We start from the raw sequence: 17,901 nt of genomic DNA on the forward strand, positions 1-17,901 counted from the left end.
GGCATTCCCAAACGATAAGGATTGATCATGAAGTTCGAAGGCACCCCGGCATACGTCGCCACTGACGATCTCAAGCTGGCAGTCAACGCGGCGATCACGCTGGAGCGCCCACTGCTGGTAAAAGGTGAGCCCGGCACCGGCAAGACCATGCTGGCCGAGCAACTGGCCGAGTCCTTCGGCGCACGGTTGATCACCTGGCATATCAAGTCCACCACCAAGGCGCATCAGGGCCTCTACGAATACGATGCCGTGAGCCGTCTGCGCGACTCGCAACTGGGCGTCGACAAGGTCCACGATGTGCGCAATTACCTTAAAAAAGGCAAGCTGTGGGAGGCGTTCGAGTCCGATGAGCGGGTGATTCTGCTGATCGACGAGATCGACAAGGCCGACATCGAGTTCCCCAACGACCTGTTGCAGGAACTCGACAAGATGGAGTTCTACGTTTACGAAATCGATGAAACGATCAAAGCCAAAAAGCGCCCGATCATCATCATTACCTCCAATAACGAGAAGGAATTGCCGGACGCCTTCCTGCGTCGCTGCTTCTTCCACTACATCGCCTTCCCGGACCGGGCAACTCTGCAGCGCATCGTCGATGTGCATTACCCGAACATCAAGAAAGACCTGGTCAGCGAAGCACTGGACGTCTTTTTCGACGTGCGCAAAGTGCCCGGCCTGAAAAAGAAGCCCTCGACGTCCGAACTGGTGGACTGGCTGAAACTGCTGATGGCCGACAACATCGGTGAAGCGGTGCTGCGCGAGCGCGATCCGACCAAGGCGATACCGCCGCTGGCCGGGGCGCTGATCAAGAACGAGCAGGACGTGCACCTGCTGGAACGCCTGGCCTTCATGAGCCGTCGCGGCAATCGTTGATCGTCTTTATCCACCCTGCCACGTAAAAGGGCGACAGCCATGCTGCTCAACCTGTTCAACGAAATGCGCGCGGCCAAGGTGCCGGTGTCTCTGCGTGAACTGCTGGACCTGATCAATGCCCTGAAACAGCGGGTTATCTTTGCCGACATCGATGAGTTCTACTTTCTTGCACGCACGATTCTGGTCAAGGACGAGCGCCATTTCGACAAGTTCGACCGCGCCTTCGGTGCCTACTTCAACGGTCTGGAAAAGCTCGACGATCACTTGCAGGCGCTGATCCCGGAAGACTGGCTGCGCAAGGAATTCGAGCGCTCGCTGAGCGACGAAGAGCGCGCGCAAATCCAGTCGCTGGGTGGCCTGGACAAGCTTATCGATGAGTTCAAGAAGCGCCTGGAGGAGCAGAAGGAACGCCACGCCGGTGGCAACAAGTGGATCGGCACCGGCGGCACCAGCCCGTTCGGCTCGGGCGGTTATAACCCGGAAGGCATTCGCGTCGGCGACGCCGGGGAACGCAAGGGCAAGGCGGTCAAGGTCTGGGATCAGCGCGAGTACAAGAATCTGGACGATCAGGTTGACCTGGGTACACGCAACATCAAGGTCGCCCTGCGGCGGCTGCGCAAGTTTGCCCGCCAGGGGGCGGCAGACGAACTGGATATCGACGGCACCATCGACCACACCGCACGCGATGCCGGCCTGCTGAATATTCAGATGCGCCCCGAGCGGCGCAACACCATCAAGTTATTGTTGCTGTTCGACATCGGCGGCTCGATGGATTCGCACGTCAAGGTCTGTGAAGAGCTGTTCTCGGCCTGCAAGACCGAGTTCAAGCACATGGAGTACTTCTACTTTCATAATTTCATCTATGAAACCGTGTGGAAGAACAACCTGCGCCGTGGCTCGGAGCGCACCGCCACCCAGGATTTGCTGCACAAGTACGGCGCGGACTACAAAGTGATTTTTATTGGCGACGCGTCGATGGCACCTTACGAAATCACCCAGCCCGGCGGCAGCGTCGAACACTGGAATGAAGAAGCAGGCTATGTGTGGATGCAACGCTTCATGGCCAAGTTCAAGAAAGTCATCTGGATCAATCCCTACCCCAAGGACGCCTGGGACTACACCACGTCCACCCATATTGTGCGCGACTTGATTGAGCAACACATGTACCCGTTGACTCTGCAAGGTCTGGAAGACGGTATGCGCTACCTGGCGAAGTGAACCAGGCGTGCGTCCAATAACGTATAAGCCGGTCATCGACTGGCCCGTACGACCCGACCACCAGCACGAACATTCCAGAACCCCGAACTACGCTGACAGTTCCAGACCACCAATCAGACGGAGATGTGCTGATTGAGTAGATAGTGTTGCAGTTACTCCATCGTTTTGCCTGAGCAACCGTCGCGACTTCGCGGGTTACTTATGAACGAAACGCTCGGGATCATGCAGCCTTATTTCTTTCCCTACATCGGTTACTTCCAGCTCATTGCAGCCGTTGAGCGCGGGATTGTCTTTGACATCGTCAAATACAAACGCAAAAGCTGGATGAACCGCAATCGGGTACTGGACAGTAAAGGCGACTGGCAATACATCAACGTTCCGGTCTGTGCCCGCGAGGGCGCATTGATCAAGGACGCAACCCTTATCGACCTGGCCAGAGCTCACCAGCGAATCAGGAGCCAGCTTGAGCACTATCGAAGCAAGGCACCCTACTTTCGGGAAACCTTGCAGTTGGTTGACCAGACACTGGGCACACCCTCCACCCACCTGAGTGAACTCAACACGCGCGGCCTGCGGGTGGTCTGCGACTATCTGGGCATGAGCTTTGACTGGCAAAGTTGTGCGGCAATGAACCTTGACCTGCCGCCCATTGAACATGCAGGCCAGTGGGCACTTGAAATAAGCACCGTGCTGGAGGCTCGTCAGTACGTTAATGCCACAGGTGGACGTGACATTTTCACGCCGGCTGACTGGCAGGCAAGAGGCATTGAATTGAGGTTTCTCGAACCGGCGTCATTCAGTTATTCCACAGCCCCCATGAACTATGTCGAGAACCTTTCGATTATCGATGTGCTGATGTGGAACGCGCCTCAAACAGTGCTTGCCTATCTGCGCGATGAAACACGGACGGTCATATAAGCCGTCCGGGTGACAACAGCCTTTACCTGCAATCAGCGCCAGTCGCGCTCAAGCTGTGGCTTGCGCCGACCGCCGTGAACGACCCAGCCGAGCAACAGTACAAAGCTTTCGATCACCAGTGCCAGCAGCAGTGCACTGATAATGCCCCAGGCAATGACCTCGGGTGCCAGCAACACCTGCCACGTATAGCCGTTGAACGTTTCACGGCGAATATCCGGGTCGGAAGACGTGGCGACGTACAGGGCCTTGGAATACCAAGGGCCTTGAAGTCCGAGCCACTGGCGCTCAAGAATATGAGTACGGTTCATCAACGTATCGATGTTGTCCGCATCAGCTCGAAAAACAGGGTCTTCGCTGCTGCGATAGTGCTGGATCAACGCCTGTATATCGCCTTTGAAGAACTGCTGCGCAGTCGCGGTATAGCCTTTGACCGCCTGTTGCGCCTCGATCAGGTGCGCTTCGACGCGCTTGCTGTAATCACTGATGAAACCGGGAACCTGTACCCCGAACAGCAGGCCCGTTGTGAACAGGACCAATCGCAGATAACTTCGCAGCATCAATATCCCTCTTCTTTTTTTATCCTGTATGCCCGTGAAGGCGCCTTTACTGCGCCGCCGTTTCGACCGAACCACTCGCCACGCACTCACCCTTGCGCCACAGGCTCCACTGGCCCGGCTCGTAGCGGTTCCAGTTTTCGTTCTCGGTCAAAGGTTCGGTGGCAATAACTGTGACCACGTCGTGCGGCGTTGTTTCTGCCTGAAAATCGACAATCACGTCGACATCTTTCAACCTTGCCGGCCCGAACGGCGCGCGGCGGGTGATCTGCACCAGTTTGGTACTGCAAAAGCAGAACAACCAGTCACCGTCGCTCAACAGGCAGTTGAACACGCCTTTACTACGGTATTCGGTGCAGGCCTGTATCAGTGAGGGCAGTAATTGTTCGACTTCAACCGGCTCGGGAAAGGCTTCACGAACGCGATTGAGCAGGTCGCAGAATGCCGCTTCGCTGTCGGTATCGCCCACCGGCCGATAAAACGTGGCAGCGGGGGCGAAATCCGCCAGTTGGCCGTTGTGTGCAAAGCACCAGTTGCGGCCCCAGAGTTCACGCACGAAAGGATGGGTGTTGGACAGGCAGACCTTGCCGACGTTGGCCTGGCGGATATGGCCAATCACCACTTCGCTCTTGATGGGATAACGCTGCACCAACTGCGCGACTTCTGACTCGCTGCTGGCGGCCGGGTCCTGAAACAGGCGCAGGCCACGGCCCTCGTAGAAGGCAATGCCCCAGCCGTCGCGGTGCGGGCCGGTACGTCCGCCCCGCTGCATAAGCCCGGTAAAGCTGAAAACGATATCGGTCGGGACATTGGCGCTCATGCCCAATAATTCACACATGCTCAGGTTCTCGCTTCAAGACGTTTTGCGGCAGGTCGCGTGCCGCACGCGGCGGCACATACCAACGAAGCGGGGTCTACAGTCGCGGCTCTACCCGCGCACCTCTGACCGGAGGGACAGGTGCCGTGGTCTTGCGGGCGTAACGATCGTCATCGGCGAACGGCTCGTCAGCGGGGTCTGTTTCAACAGGCTGCGCGACCGGCTGAGGCTGACGCGCCTTACGGTTGCGCTCGATCGGCCAGCGGATGAGCACGAACAGCAAGTACGCACCGAAGGCGAACATGCCGTACATGGCCAGGTCCGACACAGCGGTCCAGACATTGCTGCCAACCTTGAACATCAGGTCAAGTGCACTCACAGCCACTGCCGGCGCCATCAAGTCCTTGACGGGGTCAACCATGGTCGGCGTAAACAGCAACACCGCGACCGCCACCCGCAATGGTTCCTTGAGATAACGCCACATCCAGCGGGTCATCAGGAACCATACCAGCAGGCAACCCAACGCAGCGAAGGCGTAGACGCTCCAGGCGATCAGATAGTCGTTTTCGGTCATGACGTCCGTGGAAAGGCAGGTAAAGAGGCGCTTATGATAACGGCTTTTGCCTGACGCGGCTTGCCTCGCTTCAGTAATCAGTTCAGCGTGTACCGATATTTTCCGGTTTGATGCCTTTACAGAGAGCCCAGCATGTCCTTTTCGAATGCAACCTCCAGCGCCCCGATTGCTCGCAAGGCCGACGGTCCCGACCCTTACGCCTGGCTGCAGAATCGCGATACCGACGAGGTGCTCGACTACCTCAAGGCTGAAAACGCCTGGCAAGAACAGCAACTGGCGGATCAGACCGGGCTGCGCGAAAGCCTGTTTCAGGAGATCAAGGGCCGCATTCTTGAAACCGACCTGTCACTGCCCTCCCCTTGGGGTCCGTACCTGTACTACACGCGCACCGCCGAAGGTGACGAGTACGCCCGGCACTACCGTTGCCCGCGTCCGGCCGACGACTCCAACACGGTGGATGAAAGCCGCGAAGAACTGCTCCTGGACCCGAACGCAATGGCCGATGGCGGCTTCTTTTCGCTGGGCGCGTTCAGTATCAGCCCCGATCATCAGCGTCTGGCTTACAGCCTGGACACAAGTGGCGACGAGGTGTATCAGCTTTACGTCAAGGAACTGAGCACCGGTCAGATCAGCAGCCTGCCGTTTGAAGACTGTGACGGCAGCATGACCTGGGCTAACGACAGCCAGACCCTGTTTTTCGGCGAGCTGGACGAAACCCATCGCCCCGGCAGGCTGCATCGCCACAGGCTTGGCGAGGCCTCGGCCGAGTTGGTGTTCGACGAGCCGGACGGTCGATTCTTCCTGCATTGCTTCCGTACCAGCTCCGAGCGTCAACTGGTCATTCTGCTCAATAGCAAGACCACCAGTGAAGCCTGGGTACTGGACGCCGATCATCCCGAGCAGGCTTTTACCTGCCTGGCGCCGCGCGTTGAAGGCCACGAATATTATCCGGACCACGGCCTGCTCGAGGGCGTCTGGAGCTGGTTCATTCGCAGCAACCAGAGCGGCATCAACTTCGCGCTGTATCACGCAGCGGAAAAAACCGGCGGCGTTCCGGGTCGCGATGACTGGCACACGCTGGTGGCGCACGACGAACAGGTGATGCTTGAAGGCCTGAGCCTCAACGCCAGGGGCTTGAGCCTGAGCCTGCGCGAAGGTGGCTTGCCGATCATCGAAGTGCGCCCGCAAGGTCTGTCTGCCTATCGCGTGCAGTTGCCAGATGCTGCCTACAGCCTTTATGTGCAGGACACGCTGGAGTTCGACAGCGACAGGATTCGTCTGCGCTATCAGTCGTTGAACCGCCCCGCGCAGGTACGCCAACTCACCCTGGCCACTGGCGAGCAAGTGGTGCTCAAAGAAACGCCAGTGCTGGGCACGTTCGACGCCGATGCCTACGTCAGCCAGCGGTTGTGGGCCACGGCCAGCGACGGCACGCAGGTGCCGATCAGCCTGGTGGTCAAGCGCGAGCTGGTCGGCAAGGCGACCCCGCTGTACCTGTATGGCTACGGTGCCTACGGCGAGAGCCTGGACCCGTGGTTTTCCCACGCGCGCCTGAGCCTGCTTGACCGTGGCGTGGCCTTTGCCATCGCGCATGTGCGTGGCGGCGGCGAACTGGGGGAGGCCTGGTATCGCGACGGCAAACAGGAACACAAACAGAACACCTTCGGCGATTTCATTGCCTGCGCCGAACATGTGATCGCCCAAGGCCTGACCAGCGCCGAACAACTGGTAATCAGCGGTGGCAGCGCCGGTGGCCTGTTGATCGGTGCGGTACTCAACCAGCGCCCGGAGCTGTTCAAGGCGGCGATTGCCGAAGTGCCGTTTTTGGACGTGCTGAACACCATGCTCGACCCGGACCTGCCGCTAACCGTCACCGAGTACGACGAATGGGGCAATCCGCAGGAACCGGACGTTTATGAGCGCATCAAGGCTTACGCGCCTTATGAGAACGTCAGTGCTCAGGCGTACCCGGCCATGCTGGTCATCGCCGGTTACAACGACAGCCGCGTGCAGTACTGGGAAGCCGCCAAATGGGTCGCCCGCCTGCGCGATCGCAAGACGGACGACAATCTGCTGCTGCTCAAGACCGAACTGGGTGCCGGGCACGGTGGCATGAGTGGTCGTTATCAGGGCTTGCGTGATGTGGCACTGGAGTACGCTTTTATCTTCAAGGTATTGCAGATAGCCTGATGAACTTGGTGTGAAACACCTGTCTTAATAGCATCGGGGGGCACGGATCTGCCCTCCTTCGTCACCGGATTACAAGAACAGACCATGTCAGAACCCCTGTCCAACCTGAACCACGCCATACGCGACATGCTGCTGGACTGCGGCCTGTTCGACACCTTGCTGCCCGGTGACTTTGTCACTGTGGCCGGGTACTTCAGCATCACCGATATCGAAAAAGGCGAAACCATCTTTGCCGAAGGCGATGCCGGGACCTTCATGTGCATCATCCATCAGGGCAGCGTATCGGTGCAGAAACTGGCCGGTGACGGTCAACAGGTGGAGATCGCCGTGCTGCGCCGCGGACGTGCATTCGGGGAGATGGCCGTACTGGATGGCGAACGTCGCTCGGCCAGCTGTATTGCGGCCACCAGTTGCCAGTTACTGAATCTGGGGCGCGACTCGCTGGACAAGATGCTCGACGATGCGCCGAAAATCGCCGCCAAGATCATTCGCGCCCTGGCCATCTCGCTGTCCAAGCGCTTGCGCATGGTCGACGGCCAATTACTTTCGCAGCAGGTGTGAGTTTGCCCATCTGGCGCTAAACTTGCCCCATTCCGCTTTCAATGCGCACACGCACAGGTGACACCATGAGCACGGCCAACCCTCCTTCCCATACTGCCAAGCTGGACCGCATTCTGGCCGACGCCCAGCGCGACCGCGAAATGGGTTACCGCGACAAGGCATTGCGCATGTACCCGCACGTGTGCGGCCGTTGTGCCCGCGAGTTTGCCGGCAAACGCCTCAGCGAACTGACAGTGCATCACCGCGACCACAACCATGACAACAATCCGCAGGACGGCTCCAACTGGGAGCTGCTGTGCCTGTATTGCCACGACAACGAGCACTCGCGTTACACCGACCAGCAATACTTCGCCGACGGTTCGCTAAGCACGCCGAAAACCGCCAAGGCCACGCATAACCCGTTTGCCGCGCTGGCAGGTTTGATGAAGAAGGACGAGTGACGGGACGCTGAACGCCTTTTGTGATGAAGAATGGCTGAGTCAAGGCTGAACGCACCTTGTGATGAAGAAGAGTGACCGAAGGAAAGCTGAGGCTGAACGCACTTCAAAGTGGGAGCTGACTTGTCAGCGAAGACAATGGTTCTGACACCTACATTTTGTGACTGCGCTCGCCCGGCCTCTCCCACGAAACCTCCAGCATGCCCCAAAAACCCGCTGCCCCGCCCTCGACGGAATCGCCCCGCCCAAGCACCCCGCTTGCCGGCCCGAAATGAACCGACTGACCGGATACCTCGCCATGCCCACCCGAACATCAAGACGCACCTTCGTGAAAGGGCTTGCCGCCAGCAGTATTCTGAGTGGGCTGGGGCTCTGGCGCAGCCCGGCGTGGGCACTCCCCAATCCGGGCCAGCCTGACGGGTTGTCCGGCACCGAGTTCGACCTGACCATCGGCGAAACCCAGGTCAATATCACCGGCAATGCCAGAACCGCGATGACTATCAACGGCGGCATTCCAGGCCCATTGTTGCGCTGGCGCGAGGGCGACACTGTCACCCTGCGGGTAAAAAACCGCCTCGACGAAACCACCTCCATTCACTGGCACGGCATCATCCTGCCGGCCAACATGGACGGCGTGCCGGGGCTGAGCTTTGATGGCATTGCGCCCGACGGCATGTATGTCTATCGCTTCAAAGTCAGGCAGCACGGCACGTATTGGTATCACAGCCATTCAGGTTTTCAGGAGCAGTCGGGCGTCTATGGGCCACTGGTGATCGACGCCAAAGAACCCGAGCCGTTCACCTACGAGCGCGAGCACGTGGTCATGCTCACCGACTGGGCAGACGAAGACCCGGCCCGGGTGATGAAAAAGCTCAAGAAACAGTCGGACTACTACAACAATAACAAGCGCACCGTCGGCGACTTCATCAACGACGTCGGCGAAAAAGGCTGGAGCGCGACCACCGCCGAGCGCTGGATGTGGGCGCAGATGAAGATGAACCCGACTGATCTGGCGGACGTCAGCGGCGCAACCTACACCTACCTGATGAACGGCCAGGCGCCAAACATGAACTGGACCGGGCTGTTCAAACCCGGCGAGCAGATTCGCCTGCGCTTTATCAACGGCTCGTCGATGACCTATTTCGATGTGCGCATTCCCGGCCTGAAGATGACCGTGGTCGCCAGCGACGGCCTGCACATCAAACCGGTGGTTGTCGATGAACTGCGGATCGCGGTGGCAGAGACATTCGACGTGATCGTCGAGCCGGCTGACGGTGCCTACACGCTGTTCGCCCAATCGATGGACCGCACCGGCTTTGCCCGAGGCACTTTAACCAGCAGGCCCGGCATGCAGGCCGAGGTCCCGCCTCTCGACCCGCGTCCGCTGCTGAGCATGGACGACATGGGCATGGCGGGCATGGATCACGGCAGCATGAACCACAGCGCCAAGCCGGCAATGGACGGTATGGACCACAGCAAGATGGACCATGACTCGATGCCCGGCATGGACCACGGCACGATGCCGATGCAAGAAGCACCGGTCATGCAGTCGCACCCGGACAGCGAAAGGAATAATCCGCTGGTCGATATGCAGGCCATGAGCACGTCGGCAAAACTCAATGATCCGGGCATCGGCCTTCGGGACAACGGCCGTAAGGTCCTGACCTACGCCGACCTGCGCAGCACCTTCGAGGACCCGGACGGCCGTGAGCCGAGCCGGACAATCGAACTGCACCTGACCGGGCACATGGAAAAATTCGCCTGGTCGTTCGATGGCGTGAAGTTCTCCGACGCCAAGCCACTGATGCTCAAGTACGGCGAGCGGGTGCGTATCGTGCTGGTCAACGACACGATGATGACTCACCCCATTCACCTGCACGGCATGTGGAGCGATCTGGAAGACGAAAACGGTCAGTTCATGGTGCGCAAACACACCATCGACATGCCCCCGGGGTCACGCCGCAGCTACCGCGTCACCGCTGATGCTCTGGGCCGTTGGGCGTATCACTGTCATATGCTGTACCACATGGAAATGGGTATGTTCCGCGAAGTGCGGGTGGAAGAATGAGGACTTTACCGTTGAATGGATCGCGCAATTCGTCCCGCCTGCCAACCCTGCTGTTGGCTGCAGGCCTGGCCATGACACCCTGGGCACCCGCGCTGGCTGCCGGAATGGAAGGTATGGATCATGGCAGCCACTCGATGCCCATGGGCGCCAGCAGCGACGCCCCGGCGCAGAGCCGAACGCCGATCCCGCCCGTCACCGACGCGGACCGGGCTGCGGTGTACACCAGCCATAGCGGGCATCAGGTCCACGACAGCGCCATCAACAGTTACTTTGTGGCCGACAAGCTGGAATGGCAGGACGCAAACGACGGCAGCGCGCTGGCCTGGGACCTGTCCGGCTGGATTGGCGGTGATATCGACCGCTTGCTGCTGCGCTCCGAAGGCGAACGCACCAACGGCAAAACCGAAGAGGCAGAAGTCCAGGCGTTATGGGGCCATGCCGTCAGCTCGTCGTGGGACGTGGTGGCCGGAGCACGACAGGACTTCAAACCGGGCGCGCCACAGACTTGGGCGGCTTTCGGCCTGCAAGGGCAGGCGATTTCGGATCTCGACGTTGAAGCCACGGCATTCATTGGCGACGCCGGGCAGACGGCAGCGCGTCTGGAAGCCGACTACGACCTGTTGTTGACCAATGACCTGATCCTTCAACCCACTGGCGAACTGAACTTCTACGGCAAGAACGACCCGCAACGCGGCAACGGCTCGGGCCTGTCGACCAGTGAGTTCGGTCTGCGGCTGCGCTATGAAATCACACCGCAATTTGCGCCTTACGTGGGCGTGACCTGGAATCGTTCCTACGGCAAGACTGCTGATTACGCACGCGAAGACGATGAGGATGTTGCCCAGGCGCGTCTTGTCGTGGGTTTGCGCCTGTGGTTCTGAGCGTCGGAATTGGAAATGGCATTGATCTGACGCTGCCGTATAATCCCCGGTTTTCTCCAGAGCTCCCTCCCCGTGGCCAACAAACGGTACGCCTGCATCGGTCTTTATAACCCCAAGTCCCCGGAAAACGTCGGTTCAGTGATGCGTGCCGCAGGCTGCTATGGCGTGGCGTCGGTGTTCTATACCGGTAAGCGCTACGAGCGTGCCCGGGACTTCATCACCGACACCAAGAAAATCCATCAGGATATCCCGCTGATCGGCATCGAGGACCTCAAGAGCATTCTGCCACTGGGCTGCATCCCGGTTGCCGTCGAACTGGTGGAAGGTGCCCGCGCGCTGCCGGAATACACACACCCGGATCGCGCGCTGTATATCTTCGGCCCGGAAGACGGCTCGCTGGACCAGGAGATCCGCGACTGGTGCGAAGACGTGGTCTACATCCCGACCGAGGGCTGCATGAATCTGGCAGCCACCGTCAACGTCGTGCTTTATGACCGCATGGCCAAAGGCATCAATACCCGTTCAGGGCCGCAGTTCGGTCGCGAGAAAGTTGGCCCGGCCAGCGACTGATAACAGAAAAGCATTGAACCTGTGTCGCAGGCGGACAGTCAGTTTCTCTGGACCGGGTGACTACTTATTACCCACTACCTGCGACCTACTGCCTCATGGAGAGCCAACATGCGCGACACCCCGATTATCGAACGCATCGACACACCTGAACTGCTGCAGCGTAATCCTGATCAGAACGTCCAGGGCTGGGAGCGCATTGGCTCGCTGGCTGGCGGCGTACTGATGATGGGCAAAGGCGTACGTCGTGGCGGTTTTCTGGGCCTGATCCAGCTGGCTATCGGCGGCGCAGTGCTAGCCCGTGGCATCAGCGGCCATTGCGCCGCCAAGAGCCTGGTAGAAAAAGGCCGCAGCGACCTGAACAGCGCACGTTCGACGATCGAACGTGCGGGTGCCGAGTTAAGCAACCTGAAAAACGACGCTGAAAACGCCGTGAAGAAAGCCGCCGTCAAAGGCGTGGAAGCGCTGACCGAGCCAAAGCCGGTCGTTTAAGCGTTCAACCTGCGCGAAAGATCAGGTAATCCTCCCAGTCGTCCTCGGCCACATTCTTCTCGCTGAGCATGCGGCCGGACTGGGAGATACGTTCGTGATGCACCGCCGTGCGATCACCACACACCAGATGGTGCCAGAGTGGCAAGTCCTTGCCCTCACTGACCAGCCGATAGCCACAGGTCGGCGGTAACCATTTGAACTCATCTGCCTGACCCGGCGTCAGCTGAATACAGTCCGGCACCGATGCGCGACGGTTGGCGTAGTCAGAGCACTGGCAGGTTTTCAGATCCAGCAGCTTGCAGGCAATGCGCGTGTAGTAAACGCTGTTGTCTTCTTCATCTTCCAGTTTCTGCAGGCAGCACAGACCACAACCGTCGCAGAGCGACTCCCACTCTTGCGTGTCGAGTTGGTCAAGGGTCTTGCGAATCCAGAAGGGTTCAACTTTAGCGGCCATGATTCGGGCAACGGTATCAGTAATGAAAAGGCCGCCAGTCTAGAGGCACAACGGGTGCGGGCCAAGCACTTGCGACTGTCGGTAGTCAGGACTTGTCAGCCAGAAGGCAAAACAGTAGCGTTGACGGGTTTCCAGTGCGTTCAAGCGATGCCTGCCGACCACGGCCCATCAAGCCACGCTCGTTTTCCACCCTTCGCTATCAAGGATTCTCATGAGCTCAAACCCGCGCATCGCCGATCACCCGATTGACCCGCAATTCACCGAACGCTGGTCGCCACGCGCGTTCAGCGGCGAAAGCATCGAGCAGGAAACCCTGCTGAGCTTTTTTGAAGCCGCCCGCTGGGCACCTTCGGCCTATAACTCGCAACCCTGGCGTTTTTTGTATGCGCGCCGCGACACGCCGAATTGGGAACGCTACCTGGGCCTGCTGAACGAGTTCAACCGTAACTGGGCGCAGCACGCGGCAGCACTGGTCATCGTCATTTCCAAAACCACCTTCACCGCCCCCGGCGCGACCGAAGAAGGGCCGGCGCTGTGGCACACCTTCGACACCGGATCGGCGTGGGGTTATCTGGCGCTGCAGGCGAGCCTGAGCGGCTGGCATACCCACGGTATGGCCGGTTTCGATCAGGAGCTGACACGCAAGGAGCTGAATATTCCAGAGGGCTATGCACTGCATGCCGCCGTGGCCATCGGCAAGCTGGGTGACAAGTCGACGCTGCCGGAATACCTGCAAGGCCGCGAAGTCCCGAGCCCGCGCAAACCGCTGGACGAACTGGCGGCTGAGGGTGATTTTTCGCTGTAACTGACTTTTCCTGCACGTTTCCATACGTGAAACCTGCGAGCCGATGCTTGACGCATCGGCTCGCTGACAACGGCTTCAGTAACCTCGCGAGAAATCCACTTCGCCGCGCAGTGCTTCCCCATCCTGAAAAGCTTTCAGGTTATCGACGAAAAGCTCGGTCATGGCCACCGGCGATGTCGGCGCCGAACTGTGACCGGTCAACAGCAGACCGTATGCGGTCCAGAACGGATGACGCTGCGGCAAAGGCTCTTGACGGCAGACATCAATGATCGCCCCCGCCAGATGCCCCACCCGCAAGGCTTCAACCAGGTCCGCATCCACCACCGCCACACCGCGCCCGACGTTGATGAACAACGCCGTTGGCTTGAAGCTGGCGAACAGCTTCGCGTTATACAGATCGTGGGTATCCGGCGTGTTGGGCAACAGATTGATGACGTAGTCCATGTCGCCTATCAGACGCGACATGTCCGACAACGCGGTTACTTCGATGAAAGGCGCCTGGGTTCGCGCCGTGGATGCCACGCCGTAGACCTGCACACCGAATGGCAACAGAAACTCGGCAACGCGACGGCCGATATCACCGGCACCGACGATCAGTACCTTGCGACCTGCCAGGCTCTGACCAATGCGACTGTCCCACTTGCGCTCGACCTGACTCATCAGGCGCGCCAGCACCTCACGCTCATGACCGAGCATGTAGGTCAAAACGAATTCGGCCATGACCTGACCGAAAATCCCTACGGCACGCGTCAGGCGATAATCCTGCGACAGGCCGTCGGCCAGCAGTGGCGTGATCCCCGCCCAAGTGGATTGCAGCCATTGTGGCTTGTGCCCCTGGCGCAGCAGATTGGCCATCAGGTCCGGCTGCCCCAGCCAGATCGGGCAGTCGCTGGCCAGCCGCGATAGCTCGGCAGAGTCGCCGGTGCTCAAGACTTCCAGGTCAGGCGCAGCCTTGCGCAACAATTGGGTGTAAACGAGGTAATCGTGCTCGGCAATCAGAACGCGCATGTTTCAAAAACCTTAAAAACAGGACAGGCAACCCACGGCGAATGTGGACCGCTTTACAACGGAGCAACGATCACATGGGGTCGTTGCGGCGCAGCAGCTCTTCGGGCAAATGCTCGATGTATTCATCTTCAGCGGGAGGCATCTGCAAGTGATAGCCCTGGCTGTCGAGGTTCTTCAGCACCGCATTGATATCTTCGCGCGACAGCGCACGCTCGGGGCTCAGCACCAGATCAAATGCATGAACCGGTTTGCCGAACGCCACCAGCAGCTCTGGCGGCACGCGCTTGAGGACGTCGCTCTTCAAGACGTAAAGGTACATCTCGTTTCTTTTCGGGCTGCGATAAATCGAGCAGATACGCTTCAAGACTGTTCTCCAGAGGAAGCCAGGCTGTCCAGCAGCGCCTGGCCCATCAATTCGCGACGCCAGCCACGCAGCGAATCGGGCAATTGGTAAGGACCGTCGGGGTAGCCGCTCTTGAGCAGCGCTTCGAGGGTCTTCTTGCGCAGCATCAGCTCTGGCGTCATATCCAGTTGCTCGGCGTACTGCTGACCGATTGCGCGCAGGCGTTTGATCGACCCGGCAGCATCCACCGGCAAAGGCTCGGGCAATGCCGGCGGCCATTCTGCTGCCGGCACACTGGCTGCGGTCTGAATCAGCTCCAGCAAAAACTCGCCGTCGTGACGGACCGTGCGCGGGTGCATGTCTTCGATACGGGCCAGCGCGCCGAGGTTGTCGGGCTGCGTTTTGGCCAATGGCCAGAGCGAGTGCTCACGTATGATGCGGTTGCGCGGCAAATTACGGGCGCGGGCCTGAACCTCGCGCCAGGCGCAGAGTTCACGCAGCACCGCCAGTTGGGCACGTGACAGCTTCCAGGCCAGCTTGGCGTCGCGATACACCTCGTACGGGTCGACTTCGCGGCGCAGATTGGCGACCAGCTCAGCACCGTCATCCAGCAACCAGGCGTATTTGTCGTCTGACAAACGCGGACGCAGGATGGCGAACAGCTCGGCAAGGTGCACGGCATCTTCGGCGGCGTAGCTGATCTGGGTGTCCGACAGCGGGCGTTGCAGCCAGTCGGAACGGGTTTCGCCCTTGGGCAGATCGATATTAAGGACCTCCTGCACCAGACGCGAATAGCCCATGGAAAAACCGAGATTCAGGTACGCGGCTGCCAATTGGGTATCAAACAACGGAACCGGCAGGCTGCCAGTCAGGCGCAGCAAGACTTCGAGGTCTTCGCTGCACGCATGCACCACTTTGATGACAGCGGGGTTTTCGAGCAGCGCAGACAGAGGTGCCCAGTCGTTGATCAGCAACGGATCAATCAGCCAGGCGCTTTGCCCGTCGCCAATCTGCAGCAACGCTGCGATCGGGTAAAACGTGTCGACCCGCATAAACTCGGTGTCGAGCGCGACAAAAGGCAGCGACTGCCATTGTGCGCAATGCCGGGCGAGGCTGTCGTCGTCGCGAATCCAGTGAATATCGATGGCCACACGGCTCTCCCTTCAACAATGGCGCGCAGTATATATCGTGACGGGAGATTATCGCGCGCCTGTCGTCCTGGTCTGGCGCATCTTCATGCAAATGACAGGCAACAGCGAGGGGTTGCCTGACAAAAAATGATGACGCTCGTGCCAATACGGGCATTGGCACGAGCGTCAGTTGACGTTGTGTCGCTAGCTTGAGCGCAGCCCACCCGTCATTGCTTGTCAGCCGCCGCCAGCTCACTACGGCACCCGGCAAACATATCCAGACTCGGGTCATAGACCTTGGTATCGACTTTCAACAGGCCGAGCATGGAGTGAAAAAGATTGTCCTGGCTCAGTGGCGCGTTGCGCTGTTTGGCAAGACAGTCCGGCGTGACGGCGAAAGACTTCTGATAGGTATCGGACAACCAGATCAGCATGGGCACATGCTTCTGTTGATCTGGCGCCAGTACATAGGGGGTGCCGTGCAGGAACAAGTTGTACTCGCCAAGGGATTCGCCATGATCCGACAGGTACACCATTGCCGTATCAACCTTGGCCTGATTACTGCGCAACAGGTCAATCAGTGTGGACAGCACATGGTCGGTATACAGCAACGTATTGTCGTAGGCATTGACGATGCTGTCCCGGCTGCAATTGTTCAGCGCATTGCTTTCACACACCGGGGTAAACTTTTCAAACTCTTTTGGGTAGCGCTTGTAATATTCCGGCCCGTGACTGCCCATCTGGTGCAGGACAAGAACGGTGTCCTTGTCGAGACTGTCGATAAAGCCCTGCAGGTTTTGCAACAGGATCTCATCCCGGCATTCATGACTGTTGCATAGCAGCGGGTCCGTGAGATTGCTCACGTCCTGGAACGTCACCCTGTCACAGGTGCCTTTGCAACCCGACTGATTGTCACGCCACGCCACTTCTATACCCGCATGTTTCAGCACATCAAGCAAGCCTTCCTGATTACGGGCCTTGGTTGCGTTGTAGTTCTTGCGCCCCATGTTGGAAAACATGCAAGGCACCGACACCGCTGTTTCAGTACCGCATGAATAAACATCGGTAAACGCGACCAGCCCGTTCTCTTTGTTCAAGTTAGGCGTGGTATTGCGACCATAACCCAGGATCCCGAAGTTTTCCGCCCGGGCGCTCTCGCCCACGACCAGCACCGTCAGTGATTTGCGGGCATGCGTGGCCCAGTCCGGCGAGCGTTTGGCGTCTTCGCCAATCTTGACGAATGGGCGCTGTGCCGAGATGACCTGTTCGCTCAGGTAGCCGATCGAGGCACCCATGTAGTTGCTCGGCACGACCATCAGACGCAATTCGTGGTGATTGCGAAACAACGAGGACAACCCCTGATAGTTCGCCAATGCCACGCCGCCGATGGCCACACTACAGACCACAATAACCACCAGCTTGCTGAACAGCTCCAGGTGCCAGCGGCGATAACTGATCGGCAGTTTCCACAGAATCAGCGACGGCAGCACACCCAACAAAGCGATGTACACGACCAGTTTCAAAGACAACAGCCCCTGAACTTCAGTCACGTTGGTTTCGGCAAAGTTTCGGAACATACCGGCGTCAATCATGACGCCGTATTCGGTCATGAAATAAACCACACTGGCGCTGACCATAAACAGAAAGATCACCACAGGTTTAAACACACGACGGAACGCCAACAGCGTCAAAAAAATATTGAATACACAGAAAATCATCAAGCCGAAGGCAAAGCGCATGGCCAGGCCTTTGCCATCGCCACTGGTAATTGCGAATAAATGCTGCCACAGATTGATATTGAAGCCCAACAACAGTAAACCGCTGACAAATAGAGTTACAACCTCTGGGCGAACAGTTCTCATTATCGGCATCGTGATCTACTTATCAAATTAGTATGCATCGGGCGCAGGAACCGGCCCCCGATGGCGCGGACTTTAAGCAGCGCGTCATCAATTTTATGTGAAAAACGTGCAACGTTTGAGTTGAATGAAGCTTATTTCACAGTGAAGCA

The 17,901-nt window shown here is 58.7% G+C and carries 19 protein-coding genes; 11 read left to right on the forward strand and 8 right to left on the reverse strand.

Annotation, left to right across the window (positions count from 1 at the left end; translation table 11 throughout):
* Positions 1–27: 27 nt before the first annotated feature.
* From PSPTO_RS20230 to PSPTO_RS20240, 3 genes are all read left to right on the forward strand, one after another.
* Positions 28–873: an AAA family ATPase gene (locus PSPTO_RS20230; protein ID WP_005770425.1), complete on the forward strand. Its 846-nt coding sequence runs from the start codon at positions 28–30 to the stop codon at positions 871–873.
* A gap of 39 nt (positions 874–912) precedes the next feature.
* Positions 913–2,091, forward strand: coding sequence for a vWA domain-containing protein (locus tag PSPTO_RS20235; RefSeq protein ID WP_007245801.1), 1,179 nt, complete (start codon positions 913–915; stop codon positions 2,089–2,091).
* A 201-nt stretch (positions 2,092–2,292) separates the two neighbouring features.
* A complete protein-coding gene (locus PSPTO_RS20240) occupies positions 2,293–3,009 on the forward strand; it encodes a WbqC family protein (RefSeq protein ID WP_046463459.1) in 717 nt (238 codons plus the stop codon).
* A 32-nt stretch (positions 3,010–3,041) separates the two neighbouring features.
* Here PSPTO_RS20240 and PSPTO_RS20245 read toward each other — a convergent pair whose 3' ends face one another.
* From PSPTO_RS20245 to PSPTO_RS20255, 3 genes are all read right to left on the reverse strand, one after another.
* Complete coding sequence (locus tag PSPTO_RS20245; RefSeq protein ID WP_011104777.1) at positions 3,042–3,566, reverse strand: DUF2937 family protein; 525 nt, start codon at positions 3,564–3,566, stop codon at positions 3,042–3,044.
* Between the two features lie 46 nt (positions 3,567–3,612).
* Positions 3,613–4,401, reverse strand: coding sequence for a class II glutamine amidotransferase (locus tag PSPTO_RS20250; RefSeq protein WP_005619831.1), 789 nt, complete (start codon positions 4,399–4,401; stop codon positions 3,613–3,615).
* A gap of 76 nt (positions 4,402–4,477) precedes the next feature.
* Entirely contained in the window at positions 4,478–4,954 is a 477-nt protein-coding gene (locus tag PSPTO_RS20255; protein WP_005770416.1) for a hypothetical protein, read from the reverse strand.
* Between the two features lie 132 nt (positions 4,955–5,086).
* Here PSPTO_RS20255 and PSPTO_RS20260 point away from each other — a divergent pair, with 132 nt between their 5' ends.
* From PSPTO_RS20260 to PSPTO_RS20290, 7 genes are all read left to right on the forward strand, one after another.
* Entirely contained in the window at positions 5,087–7,144 is a 2,058-nt protein-coding gene (locus PSPTO_RS20260; RefSeq protein ID WP_011104778.1) for a S9 family peptidase, read from the forward strand.
* A gap of 84 nt (positions 7,145–7,228) precedes the next feature.
* The gene (locus PSPTO_RS20265) at positions 7,229–7,705 is read left to right on the forward strand and encodes a cyclic nucleotide-binding domain-containing protein (protein WP_007245797.1); all 477 of its coding nucleotides are present in this window, start codon (positions 7,229–7,231) and stop codon (positions 7,703–7,705) included.
* Positions 7,706–7,770: 65 nt separating this feature from the next.
* Entirely contained in the window at positions 7,771–8,145 is a 375-nt protein-coding gene (locus PSPTO_RS20270) for a YajD family HNH nuclease (protein WP_002552611.1), read from the forward strand.
* A 295-nt stretch (positions 8,146–8,440) separates the two neighbouring features.
* Positions 8,441–10,210 (forward strand): copper resistance system multicopper oxidase, encoded by a 1,770-nt coding sequence (locus PSPTO_RS20275; protein WP_011104780.1) that lies wholly within the window; start codon positions 8,441–8,443, stop codon positions 10,208–10,210.
* An 11-nt stretch (positions 10,211–10,221) separates the two neighbouring features.
* Positions 10,222–11,091 (forward strand): copper resistance protein B, encoded by an 870-nt coding sequence (locus tag PSPTO_RS20280; RefSeq protein WP_044392483.1) that lies wholly within the window; start codon positions 10,222–10,224, stop codon positions 11,089–11,091.
* 72 nt (positions 11,092–11,163) lie between these two features.
* A complete protein-coding gene (locus tag PSPTO_RS20285; RefSeq protein WP_007245794.1) occupies positions 11,164–11,661 on the forward strand; it encodes an RNA methyltransferase in 498 nt (165 codons plus the stop codon).
* Positions 11,662–11,769: 108 nt separating this feature from the next.
* The gene (locus PSPTO_RS20290; RefSeq protein WP_011104782.1) at positions 11,770–12,150 is read left to right on the forward strand and encodes a YgaP family membrane protein; all 381 of its coding nucleotides are present in this window, start codon (positions 11,770–11,772) and stop codon (positions 12,148–12,150) included.
* A gap of 4 nt (positions 12,151–12,154) precedes the next feature.
* Here the strand turns inward: PSPTO_RS20290 and PSPTO_RS20295 are convergent, their stop codons facing one another.
* Positions 12,155–12,604: a YcgN family cysteine cluster protein gene (locus tag PSPTO_RS20295; protein WP_005619852.1), complete on the reverse strand. Its 450-nt coding sequence runs from the start codon at positions 12,602–12,604 to the stop codon at positions 12,155–12,157.
* Between the two features lie 211 nt (positions 12,605–12,815).
* On the opposite strand from PSPTO_RS20295, the gene PSPTO_RS20300 reads away from it, so the two are divergent.
* Positions 12,816–13,409 carry a nitroreductase family protein gene (locus tag PSPTO_RS20300; RefSeq protein WP_005770403.1) on the forward strand — a complete coding sequence of 198 codons (594 nt, stop codon included), beginning with the start codon at positions 12,816–12,818 and terminating at the stop codon, positions 13,407–13,409.
* A 75-nt stretch (positions 13,410–13,484) separates the two neighbouring features.
* Here PSPTO_RS20300 and PSPTO_RS20305 read toward each other — a convergent pair whose 3' ends face one another.
* From PSPTO_RS20305 to PSPTO_RS20320, 4 genes are all read right to left on the reverse strand, one after another.
* The gene (locus PSPTO_RS20305) at positions 13,485–14,417 is read right to left on the reverse strand and encodes a D-2-hydroxyacid dehydrogenase (protein WP_011104783.1); all 933 of its coding nucleotides are present in this window, start codon (positions 14,415–14,417) and stop codon (positions 13,485–13,487) included.
* A gap of 70 nt (positions 14,418–14,487) precedes the next feature.
* The gene (locus PSPTO_RS20310) at positions 14,488–14,781 is read right to left on the reverse strand and encodes a YcgL domain-containing protein (RefSeq protein ID WP_003379038.1); all 294 of its coding nucleotides are present in this window, start codon (positions 14,779–14,781) and stop codon (positions 14,488–14,490) included.
* A complete protein-coding gene (gene rnd, locus PSPTO_RS20315) occupies positions 14,778–15,911 on the reverse strand; it encodes a ribonuclease D (protein ID WP_011104784.1) in 1,134 nt (377 codons plus the stop codon). Before rnd ends, PSPTO_RS20310 begins: the two co-directional genes overlap by 4 nt.
* A 206-nt stretch (positions 15,912–16,117) precedes the next feature.
* Positions 16,118–17,761 (reverse strand): phosphoethanolamine transferase, encoded by a 1,644-nt coding sequence (locus PSPTO_RS20320; protein WP_011104785.1) that lies wholly within the window; start codon positions 17,759–17,761, stop codon positions 16,118–16,120.
* Between the last annotated feature and the right edge of the window lie 140 nt (positions 17,762–17,901).

Origin of the sequence: Pseudomonas syringae pv. tomato str. DC3000, assembly GCF_000007805.1 — a bacterium.
In the GTDB taxonomy this organism is placed as follows: Bacteria; Pseudomonadota; Gammaproteobacteria; order Pseudomonadales; family Pseudomonadaceae; genus Aquipseudomonas; species Aquipseudomonas avellanae.

What these genes read in the sequence shown, in the direction of transcription:
- PSPTO_RS20230 (WP_005770425.1), top strand. Translation starts at nt 28, where the DNA reads ATGAAGTTCGAAGGCACCCCGGCATACGTCGCCACTGACGATCTCAAG.
- PSPTO_RS20235 (WP_007245801.1), top strand. Translation starts at nt 913, where the DNA reads ATGCTGCTCAACCTGTTCAACGAAATGCGCGCGGCCAAGGTGCCGGTG.
- PSPTO_RS20240 (WP_046463459.1), top strand. Translation starts at nt 2,293, where the DNA reads ATGAACGAAACGCTCGGGATCATGCAGCCTTATTTCTTTCCCTACATC.
- PSPTO_RS20245 (WP_011104777.1), bottom strand. Translation starts at nt 3,566, where the DNA reads ATGCTGCGAAGTTATCTGCGATTGGTCCTGTTCACAACGGGCCTGCTG.
- PSPTO_RS20250 (WP_005619831.1), bottom strand. Translation starts at nt 4,401, where the DNA reads ATGTGTGAATTATTGGGCATGAGCGCCAATGTCCCGACCGATATCGTT.
- PSPTO_RS20255 (WP_005770416.1), bottom strand. Translation starts at nt 4,954, where the DNA reads ATGACCGAAAACGACTATCTGATCGCCTGGAGCGTCTACGCCTTCGCT.
- PSPTO_RS20260 (WP_011104778.1), top strand. Translation starts at nt 5,087, where the DNA reads ATGTCCTTTTCGAATGCAACCTCCAGCGCCCCGATTGCTCGCAAGGCC.
- PSPTO_RS20265 (WP_007245797.1), top strand. Translation starts at nt 7,229, where the DNA reads ATGTCAGAACCCCTGTCCAACCTGAACCACGCCATACGCGACATGCTG.
- PSPTO_RS20270 (WP_002552611.1), top strand. Translation starts at nt 7,771, where the DNA reads ATGAGCACGGCCAACCCTCCTTCCCATACTGCCAAGCTGGACCGCATT.
- PSPTO_RS20275 (WP_011104780.1), top strand. Translation starts at nt 8,441, where the DNA reads ATGCCCACCCGAACATCAAGACGCACCTTCGTGAAAGGGCTTGCCGCC.
- PSPTO_RS20290 (WP_011104782.1), top strand. Translation starts at nt 11,770, where the DNA reads ATGCGCGACACCCCGATTATCGAACGCATCGACACACCTGAACTGCTG.
- PSPTO_RS20295 (WP_005619852.1), bottom strand. Translation starts at nt 12,604, where the DNA reads ATGGCCGCTAAAGTTGAACCCTTCTGGATTCGCAAGACCCTTGACCAA.
- PSPTO_RS20300 (WP_005770403.1), top strand. Translation starts at nt 12,816, where the DNA reads ATGAGCTCAAACCCGCGCATCGCCGATCACCCGATTGACCCGCAATTC.
- PSPTO_RS20305 (WP_011104783.1), bottom strand. Translation starts at nt 14,417, where the DNA reads ATGCGCGTTCTGATTGCCGAGCACGATTACCTCGTTTACACCCAATTG.
- PSPTO_RS20320 (WP_011104785.1), bottom strand. Translation starts at nt 17,761, where the DNA reads ATGCCGATAATGAGAACTGTTCGCCCAGAGGTTGTAACTCTATTTGTC.